This is a genomic window from Bacillus sp. CGMCC 1.16541 (assembly GCF_003184905.1).
Taxonomy (GTDB): domain Bacteria; phylum Bacillota; class Bacilli; order Bacillales; family Bacillaceae_H; genus Priestia.
This window is the reverse complement of the sequence record NZ_KZ821212.1, coordinates 1-9548: the sequence shown is the minus strand read 5'-3', so window position 1 is coordinate 9548 and position 9548 is coordinate 1. Positions and strand designations below refer to the sequence as shown.

At 38.1% G+C, this 9548-nt stretch carries 8 protein-coding genes and 1 pseudogene; 2 read left to right on the top strand and 7 right to left on the bottom strand.

Features of this window, described 5'->3' with window-relative positions:
- Positions 1-685: IS21-like element helper ATPase IstB (gene istB, locus DIS06_RS04425; protein WP_110112040.1), on the bottom strand; the 685-nt coding region annotated here is incomplete at its 3' end.
- On the bottom strand, positions 682-2187 hold the full coding sequence (gene istA / locus DIS06_RS04420) for an IS21 family transposase (RefSeq protein WP_110112039.1): 1506 nt from the start codon (positions 2185-2187) through the stop codon (positions 682-684). The genes istB and istA, both read right to left, overlap by 4 nt.
- A gap of 826 nt (positions 2188-3013) precedes the next feature.
- Between istA and rluF the strand changes: the two genes are divergently transcribed.
- A complete protein-coding gene (gene rluF / locus DIS06_RS04415) occupies positions 3014-3721 on the top strand; it encodes a 23S rRNA pseudouridine(2604) synthase RluF (protein ID WP_162595871.1) in 708 nt (235 codons plus the stop codon).
- 145 nt (positions 3722-3866) lie between these two features.
- Here the strand turns inward: rluF and DIS06_RS04410 are convergent, their stop codons facing one another.
- On the bottom strand, positions 3867-4646 hold the full coding sequence (locus DIS06_RS04410) for an SGNH/GDSL hydrolase family protein (RefSeq protein ID WP_110112037.1): 780 nt from the start codon (positions 4644-4646) through the stop codon (positions 3867-3869).
- Positions 4647-4823: 177 nt separating this feature from the next.
- Here DIS06_RS04410 and tagU point away from each other — a divergent pair, with 177 nt between their 5' ends.
- The gene (gene tagU, locus DIS06_RS04405; RefSeq protein WP_110112036.1) at positions 4824-5768 is read left to right on the top strand and encodes a polyisoprenyl-teichoic acid--peptidoglycan teichoic acid transferase TagU; all 945 of its coding nucleotides are present in this window, start codon (positions 4824-4826) and stop codon (positions 5766-5768) included.
- 42 nt (positions 5769-5810) lie between these two features.
- On the opposite strand, the gene DIS06_RS04400 is transcribed toward tagU, so the two are convergent.
- The 4 genes and pseudogenes from DIS06_RS04400 to DIS06_RS04380 all read right to left on the bottom strand — a co-directional run.
- Positions 5811-6524, bottom strand: coding sequence for a CpsD/CapB family tyrosine-protein kinase (locus DIS06_RS04400; RefSeq protein WP_239421869.1), 714 nt, complete (start codon positions 6522-6524; stop codon positions 5811-5813).
- Positions 6514-7263: a YveK family protein gene (locus DIS06_RS04395; protein WP_110112035.1), complete on the bottom strand. Its 750-nt coding sequence runs from the start codon at positions 7261-7263 to the stop codon at positions 6514-6516. The genes DIS06_RS04400 and DIS06_RS04395 overlap by 11 nt, the downstream gene beginning before the upstream one ends.
- Before the next feature lie 1184 nt (positions 7264-8447).
- Positions 8448-8744: a hypothetical protein gene (locus DIS06_RS04385; protein WP_162595870.1), complete on the bottom strand. Its 297-nt coding sequence runs from the start codon at positions 8742-8744 to the stop codon at positions 8448-8450.
- 188 nt (positions 8745-8932) lie between these two features.
- Positions 8933-9432, bottom strand: a pseudogene (locus DIS06_RS04380) (DDE-type integrase/transposase/recombinase); the annotation flags it as partial.
- Between the last annotated feature and the right edge of the window lie 116 nt (positions 9433-9548).

The following is a 9548-nucleotide window of genomic DNA, read 5'->3' as shown; positions in this document are numbered from 1 at the left end:
TAGGTCCTTTAAATACTACTAAGTGAGAATGGTGAATTAATCGATCTATAACAGCTTCTGTCAAAATCGGATCACCAAATACATGATTCCACTGACCAAACTGAAGGTTAGTAGTTATAATAATGCTTTTGGTTTCATAACACATTGAGATAATTTGAAATAATAATTCTGCTCCTTGTTTATGTAAGGGAATGTAACCTAACTCGTCCAGTATCAGGAGATCCAGCTTTTCAATCTTTTTAAAAATCTTATTGAGATTTCCTTTATCATTCGCCTCTAATAATTGATTGACTAATGATGCCACTGTATAGAACTTTATCGGCTTGCCATACTTATGTATGGCGTTTAGCCCAATGAGTGTCGATAAAAATGTTTTCCCAGTCCCAACCCCACCATAAAAAATGAGATTCTCTTGTTTCTCCATGAATTTTCCGTCCAGTAAGTATTCTTGATTTAGTCCTTTTGCTAGAACGATTTCACTCCAATCAAATGGCTTTCCAGATGCATTAGGGAGTCCTGCTTGGGCAAGTAAGAGATTGGTCTTTCTTTCTTCACGTTGCTGAATTTCTTTTTCAAAAAGCTGGAGTAGAAACTCTTCATTCGAATCTGCTTTAATCTCGTGGTAATGCTCTCTTGCCCAGCTTAACTTCAAGCGTTTGGCATACTCTTGAATTTGTGTATTCAATTTAATTCAGCTCCTTTCAGAAGCTGATTATAATGCTCTAAACCTCTTGCTGCTTCCGGCATATTTGGTAATGGAAGTTTAGGGTGTATTTCTGGGCGAATTCCTCGGCCATTAATGAGCTGATAGAATACCTGATTAATCGATTCGACTGAAGGATGACCATGTTCGTATGCAATGGTTAATGCTTCTGTAATTCTAGTAAAATCATGGTCTTTGAGTACCGTTGCGAGTAATCTCAAAGCCTCTGACTTCTCTGTAACCGTACATGAGTTTAAATAAGTTTGCCATTCATCAGGAAGTTGCTCATAAAAACTCGTATATTTGAGTGCCATAGGACGTTTGGCCATTAAGTTCAAGTATGGCTGCCACTTGATAGACTTTCTATATTGGCCATATAAGCGTGAATGTCTTATTATCAATTCATGATCATCTGTTAAAATATCAACGGTATTATACGAAATCCTTATTAGAACCTTATTTAAAGCATACCTCGGTGAGGTAGAGTATATGTTTTTCTCTATCTTTATGTAACCATATTTATCGGCTTTCAAAGTTTCATATCTAACACATTGGTATTCCTTGCTTGGCAATACTAAAAAGGCTTTCTGATCCTCCTTGAATAATTCTGAGATTAAGACTTCCTTTTCATAATGTTTTCGTTGCCGGTCATTCTCTGCCTTCTCCCACAGATTTTTGTTCAGTTCATCTAAATCCAATACGTGAAGGCTAGGCAATAAATAATTATTCCTCACATATTTCACCATGGATTCAACGTGGCCTTTTTCATTGCCACTATTAGGATTACAGAATTCACACTCAAATCCATAGTGCAGAACGAAGTTCTGGAACTCCTCAGTTAATTGCCGTTCGCCATTTGGCAATACTTTCTTTACGGCAGTTGAAAGGTTATCAAATCTTATCCTTTTCGGAACTCCCCCCATATGGTGAAAAATTCGCTTTAACCCTTCCAGAAAGCATTCTTTGTTTTGTGAAGGGAATACTTGAAAATAAAAGGAATTGCTGTATGGGAAAGACAAGACTAGATAGGGTAGAGTAATCTGTTCTCCTTGATATTTGAATGGTGCCTCCCCAAAATCCACTTGTGCTGAACCCGGCTTGGTCTCTAACGGTATTGCAGCTTGGTCTGCTTCATTTAACAGCTCCTGCTTTCGATTAGAAACATAGTTTCGAACTGTCCGTTCAGAGCCCTTAAAACCAAACTCTTCTTTTAACTGTTCCCATATTCTCTTAGCTGTTCTACGAAACTTCTTCTTCTGTTTAAAATCCTCTAAAAGCCATTCATCCACTATGTGTTTGACCGGATCCATTACTGGAGAAGGTCTATATTGTTTTGGCTTTTCCTCTGGACTAAAATCCACCTTTTCTGCATACTTTTTAACTGTTCTATAATCTCTGTTTATTCTTTTTGCGATCTCCGAATAACTATGCCCTTTGTTGTTTGCTTCATGTCTGATATAATTAATCTCGGCCACTGCCAACATCTCCTTAAATACCTCCTGCGTCAAATTACCCAACAGGAAGTGTATTGATTTTTGGGATTGTTGGCAAGTGGTCTTTTTAATTTGTGCAGTGCCGTAGGCACTGCACAAATTAAATGCCATAACCTACATTTTTATGATGCCATAAACATTACTTTTCATATCGATTCATTCCTTTATGTAGAGAATCATTTTTATCTTGATTGTCACTGATGTTCGCGCTGGTGTCAAATGAGAAAAGAAATGGTTTAGGTGCATTCATTTCTTTGTTTCTGTTGGTTATTTAGCACATCGTTTAGTTAAAAATAATGATTAAAAAGAAGAGTCGATTATTGAGACTTGGCACATCCACTGAGCTTGTTGTTGAAGGGGTTTAAGGTCATGTATACTAAACACGCTTCTCTTGATGCTTAGCATTGTTCTTCGGAGGTAGTGTTGCCGAATATATCTTTGCGCGCTGTGTATTTATCAGCCTGTTTATTAAAGTTAGGGAATAAACCTTTTTTGCTTTACTTAAAGTATTTGAATTTTATGTTGTTTAATTAGGGGCATTTACAACCTTATCCGTAGAGTCACTCCCTTTTCTAACTTGACTTAAGATGTCACTATAAAAAGAGTGATGAAAGGAGGATAAAAGAACATTAGAAACTACCTATTGTTACGACAGTCAATTATCACTTCAGTTTATTACACTCTTGATCTTTTGCAAATAAGAATCCGGTTCAATTCGTCACGATGACATCTAGCTCACTACCTACAACGAACGGTTGCCTCACAAAAAAAGAACAGGTACTATAGAGAGATAACTTAGCATAAGGAAGTGGAACACATGCGTTTAAATAAATTTATTGCGGATTCAGGCAAAGCCTCCCGCCGCGGAGCTGATAAGTTAATTGAAGACGGCCGCGTAAAAGTAAACGGAAAAGTAGCGAAAGTTGGCACGCAACTAAATCCTGGGGACGAAGTGATGGTCAACGGTCAAACGATCCGTCTTGCTCGAAACAACGTCTATCTCATTTTAAATAAACCCGTTGGCATTACATGTACATCGGAAAAACACGTCAAAGGAAACATCATCGACTTCGTCAATCACCCACTGCGTATCTCGCACGTTGGTCGATTAGACAAGGAATCAGAAGGATTGATTATCCTTACAAATGACGGAGATATCGTGAACGAAATTCTTCGTCCAGAAAACCGACATGAAAAAGAATACATCGTATCAGTGGACAAACCGATTACCCCTGAATTTGTTGAAAACATGTCAAAAGGGGTCAAAATACTTGGGACGAAAACAAGACCGTGCGAAGTGGAACAGTTGTCTAAATATGACTTCAAAATCACATTAACTCAAGGTCTTAACCGTCAAATCCGTCGCATGTGCGAAGCTCTCGGCTACGAAGTCTACCGCTTACAACGCACACGCATCATGAACATCGAACTCAACAATCTCCCAATCGGACAATGGAGAGATCTGACTAAAAAAGAAAAAACACAACTATTCAAGGAACTTAACTACGAACCTCGTGAATGGTAACCAACACCCAATCCAAAAACCCTTGCCTTTATCTCGTCATGAGTAAAGGTAAGGGTTTTTAGGTGTAAACAATTACGCGATAACCTATTTCTTTAGGTTACTTTTCGACAATCTGTGATGCCGTTGGGGCACTGTGACAATAAGTTTAAGATGCCACAAAGTAATCTACTAAGTACTTCGCCCATACGTCATGCCCTTTTTCACTTGGCTCACGCTGGTTGTCTGATAAATAATCTTTAATTTCTTCCGACTTATAGTCCGGCCACGCTTCCCAATGATTTAAAAACTCATAGCCTTTTTCTTTCGCTAAATTTTCAAGTTCAACCACTTCATTTGGATAATTCACAGCGTTATAGATAGGATGTGAAGGCTGTAAGATGGTCATCACATCGTCTACCTCTTTCGTAACCGCATCCATAATTGTACGAATATTTTCTAGTGTGTTCACAATCCCTACTCTTCCGTTATCATTTAGTAAAAACGGCTCAAATAGTAACACATCCGGCTGCGCTTGTACAATGTCGTTGTATGCTTGCGCTCGAACAAAATCAAGTGTGTTCATGCCTTCATACTCTAATACCTCAACTTCTATTAGCTTTGGTGTATACACGTCATCTAAGCGTTGTTGTAAAAGAGTCGGCCATCCGCTTTCTTTCGGTGTAGATTGAGATCCAACAATCACAAGTTTCATCGGTTCTCCCGTTTCACTCGCTTGCTCTAGCTTCTCAACCATCCCTGCAGGTAAATTGCTTGTATAGTCACGCCATGTTTTCTCTTCCGTTGGCTGTGATGATTCCTTCGCTGTCTCATCATCTTCAGATCCAAGCATTAACTTTGCTTCCGTTTGGTGATCCCAATAAAGCTGACCTGCCACAATCGTCGTAATCAATGTAATTGTCGCTAATACATTTACAAACACTTTCATTTTTTAACTCCCTCACTCTTTCTTTCAATCTCGTTCTATTATAATATATTTTTGGTTTATTTTTAAAAAATTTGAGTAATCTTGTCAATTTTTCTGTTAAAATAAGAAAGTCATTATGCCTATTATCACATCATAAAATGACTATTTATTTCAAGAAGAAAAGGACGAGATTACGATATGGAAAAAGCACGTGTGCGTAAAAAACGAAAGTCAAAAAAGAAGAAAGGGTTAAAAATCTTTCTTACTCTTTTATTTCTTTTCATCGCTGGTATTGGTGTTTACGGATATTCAATTTATAGTTCAGTTGAGAAAACACTTAACCGAACACATGAACCGTTAGATCGACCAAAGTCAGAAAAACGAACAGAGGACGTAATCTTTAAAGAAAAAGATCCCATCTCTGTTTTATTACTAGGTGTCGACCAACGTGGAAGCGATCGCGGCCGTTCAGATTCTCTTATTCTACTAACCGTCAACCCAGGTGATCAATCGATGAAAATGGTGAGTATCCCTCGTGATACACGAACAGAAATCATCGGAAAAGGTAAGCAAGATAAGATCAACCACGCCTATGCATTTGGAGGCGTCGATATGAGCATTAAAACGGTTGAAAACTTCCTAGACATACCGATTGATTATTATGTACAAGTCAACATGGAAAGCTTTAAGGACATTGTCGATGCAGTGGGTGGCGTAACGGTTACCAACAACCTAGACTTCACTTATGACGGTGAACATTTCCAAAAAGGCACACTCAAACTAAACGGTGAAAAAGCGTTAAAATATTCGCGCATGCGCTATGAAGATCCACGAGGAGACTTCGGTCGTCAAGAACGCCAACGCCAAATCATTCAAGGTGTGATTAACGAAGGTGCAAGCATTAAATCACTTACGAACTACGGAACGATTTTAGATGCCATTGGTGCCAATGTAAAAACAAATTTAACATTTGATCAAATGAAAGACATTCAAGCGAACTACAAAGAAGCCCGTCACAGCCTAGAACAAATTCAAATTGATGGCAAAGGTGGCAAGATAAACGGCATCTACTATTACAATGTATCAGACGCCGAACGTACTGAACTATCATCGACATTAAAACAACATCTCAATGTTCAATAAGAAAAGCCTCCCCGCAAGCGTTGCTTACGGGGAGGCTTTCTTTTAATTCGTACCGTAGTAATAATAATAAGAGCCTTCTTCTGCTTTTCGGTTATTTAACACCACACCAAGCAATTGGCTACTCGTTGTTGCTAACAACTCTTTCGCCTTTTGAGCTGCTTCTTTATCTGTTTGTCCACTACTCACGACTAAAATCGTTCCATCTACGCGATTAGCTAGCACTTGTGCATCCGTTACCGCAAGAACAGGTGGTGTATCAAAAATCACCATATCAAACGCTTCTTTCATTTCTTTTAGAAGCTCCTCCATATAAGACGAAGAAAGAAGTTCTGCAGGGTTCGGCGGGATCGGACCACTTGTCAGCACAAATAGATTCGGAACTTCTGTTTTTTGCGTAGCGTCACGTAAAGATGCACGCTTTGTAAGCACGTTCGTAAAACCAACATGGTTTTCTAAACGGAACGTATAATGAGCCGTTGGTTTACGCAAATCCGCATCAATTAACAATACGTTTATTCCTTGTTGCGCATAAACCGTCGCTAAGTTCGCTGCCGTTGTCGACTTCCCTTCACCAGGACCTGTAGACGTTAAAACAATCGACTTGATCTCACGGTCTGCATTCGAGAACTGAATGTTCGTACGAATCGTACGGTATTGTTCCGCAGCTGGATCTTTCGGGTTATTATGCGCAAGTAAACGACGCTTTAGAGTAAGTAACTTATCATTTGCCGCTTTCTTTTTACCTTTAAGAACCAAGGGTCTCACCTCTTCTCGTTGGTGACATAGACGGAGAATGTCTTGTACTCTTCGCAGAAGACACATCATGAATTGTTGTAATAACCCCAATGACTGGTAGGCCTAACACATTCTCAATATCTTGCTCCGTTTTAATCGTGTTGTCTAAATATTCAAGTAAGAACGCAACACCCACACCAAGCATTAACCCAACAACAATCGCAATCGCCACGTTTAACAGCGGTTGTGGCTTTACAGGTGACACGTCTTCTTTCACTTCAGCTGTTGATAAAATGCTCACATTATCCACGTTCATAATGTTTGAGATTTCACTTTGAAACACTTGCGCTGTCTTATTCGCAATCTTCGCCGCCACATGCGGAGACGGATCTTGAACCGTGATTTCGACGACTTGGGAATTGGTTGCACTTGAGACTTGAATCTGACCGTTCAGCTGATCAACCGTTTTATCTAGGTTTAATTGCTCTGCTACTTTATTTAAAATTGCAGGACTTTTAATGATAACATTGTACGTATTAATTAACTGGACGTTCGTCTGAACTTCTCCAGGATTGTAGAACTGTTGATCAGACTTCGTTTGATTCACAAGAAGCTGCGTTTTCGACTCATAAACCGGCGTAAGCACAAAAAAACTAACGACTGCACTGACAATCGCCGCGATCGCTGTAATAAACGTAATTAACCATAAACGCTTCTTCAACGTCTGAAACAATTCTTTCAAACTAATTGTCTCTTCCATGATGACCTCCAAATATAAATTCAACTCATATAGAATTTATTATAATAGACATAGGATGTAATATCTATACATGATTAGAAGTTTTTAAGATTTTTTACATGTAAATGGTATTTTCCTAAAAAGCACATATGTTAGATTTCATCCAATCTTTGTCATGTCATGTCATGCCATAGTGACTCGTTGACATTTACTACTTAATACGTAAATACCATCTTAGGTAAAGTAAAAAAGAACTTCTTCCTCCTTCACTATCGATATCATAGTGCATTTAGCACCTCTTTAACCTACACATTCTCTTGACCATTTCTCACTCAAACAACATAGGAATTTCACTATATATGTAAGATGAAAGATAGCTATTTTATTACATTATGAATAACTTCAGATGAAACATCTAAAAACAAACAGGTGTGATGATGTGTTACGGAATAGTAAGAAAATGGCCAGAGATTCAAAAGCAATGGTGTGGCATTAGAAAGCAAAAGAAAAGTGACAACCACCCTATCATTAAAATAGGTAGTTGCCACTTTTGGTTACTTCTCAATAAACTCTAATGCGTTGCAGGGTGGTACTATGGTTACAGTGTAACCATAGTTATTACTTTGAGTTTAGTAATACGGATAAAACATATAGGACATTCTATTAACCGTTTTCTTATCTTTGGAAAAGAACTGAAGCCCCTGGTCTTCCGTGTTATAAGACAAAAAATGCTCGCTATCTTTCTCATAGTCTATTTGTCCTTCAGTAAAGTTAATATACATAGGGTCATTGTTTAGCCATGACTTTTTAACCTGATTAAAAGTGTATTGATTCGAATGTTGACTTTTTATATTTACACTAAAGGTTACATTCGTATCTGGCGAGAAAACATATGTTGCATCGATATAATCAACCACTCTAAATCCGCCTTCTTCGTACCATTCTTTAATAGAAGGTTTACCTTTTTGTAAATTTGTTGAGGAATGTCGATGTGTATGGAAGGAGATCGATACTAGTGTCAGGGATAGTTTGAATAGTGTAAGCAAAGAGGGCTCACTTAATTTGAACAGTGCTAATGTTTGAAAGAACAATCAAAGAAAAAGGACAACAACCTATCACTATAACAGGTTGTTGTCCCTTCGGTCTGCTTATGGACAAATTCCGATGCAGTTCGGAAAGCATTGTGACTGTGACAATAGAAGGTATTATTCATTCCGACCAATGGATGTTACTCGATAATTATCTTTGTAATCCATCATCACAGACATCTCTTTTTTGGATTCTTCATTATATCCATGAACCAAAACTCGTCCAAGGTCATCTCCGCCTAAAATTTCAACATCTGTTGTAACGAATTCAATCTCTCTTTCAACCTTCATGTATTGAACCGCTACATTCTCCGCCATTTGTTCAATTTCACTCTTATCCATTATTTCCTTCTGGCTGCACCCTGCTACATTTAGAAGTAGCACAAGAAACAACACAATCCTCTTAGATTTCACGGTTAAAACCCCTCGTTCACTTGAAAATACTGTGTCATTTAATTATAGACTAATAGTTTGAGGTGTTACAATCATAGGTGTCACGGTGACAATAAGTTAGAGGGAAAAGGTGAGGAGCAAGACTTTTCATAAATAAAAGAGTGACAACCATCTATCATTGCAATAGGTGGTTGTCACTTCGGGTTGGCTTGTCGACAAATTGTGACGGGGTTTGGGGCGTCACTGTGACATTTAATTTTCATATTGTCATAGAGGATTTGCTCAGGAACACCATTAAAATAAGCAAAAGCATTCATGTGACAATTCATCAATGTTTCTAAGTCCATACTTATTGTGAATTCTATGTATTTCATTCTTGAATAGCCTAATACCATTACAAACGCATAGATTTCTCTAAAAACACCATCAACCTCCAACTTACCAACATGAGCCCAATCCATTTGAGCTTGTTTTCCCGGAGGGGTCTCAAATCTTACGGTAGCTTGCTTCTTTGAACTAGTACGATATGGTCTTACAAATTCTCTAAGTATTGTCATCTTCCCCTTATAACCCATTGATTCGACCTCATCAAATAGTACTGAACAATTTGTTGTTCCTTCTTTGATTCTTTGTAAAATGTAAGACTTATAGGCGTCTAATTTACTCCCTTTGTTTGAAGTCTTTTTCTTAACTGGTAGATGGTCTTGCTNCTGAAATTGCTTTAATCGTCCAACCCTTCTGGTGTAACTCTTTAATCATAAAAAATTCTGTTTATGGCATCATAAAAATGTAGGTTATGGCATTTAATTTGTGCAGTGCCTACGG

Excerpts from the sequence above, each read along its gene's own strand:
- istA (WP_110112039.1), bottom strand. The coding sequence starts at position 2,187 with ATGTTGGCAGTGGCCGAGATTAATTATATCAGACATGAAGCAAACAAC.
- rluF (WP_162595871.1), top strand. The coding sequence starts at position 3,014 with ATGCGTTTAAATAAATTTATTGCGGATTCAGGCAAAGCCTCCCGCCGC.
- DIS06_RS04410 (WP_110112037.1), bottom strand. The coding sequence starts at position 4,646 with ATGAAAGTGTTTGTAAATGTATTAGCGACAATTACATTGATTACGACG.
- tagU (WP_110112036.1), top strand. The coding sequence starts at position 4,824 with ATGGAAAAAGCACGTGTGCGTAAAAAACGAAAGTCAAAAAAGAAGAAA.
- DIS06_RS04395 (WP_110112035.1), bottom strand. The coding sequence starts at position 7,263 with ATGGAAGAGACAATTAGTTTGAAAGAATTGTTTCAGACGTTGAAGAAG.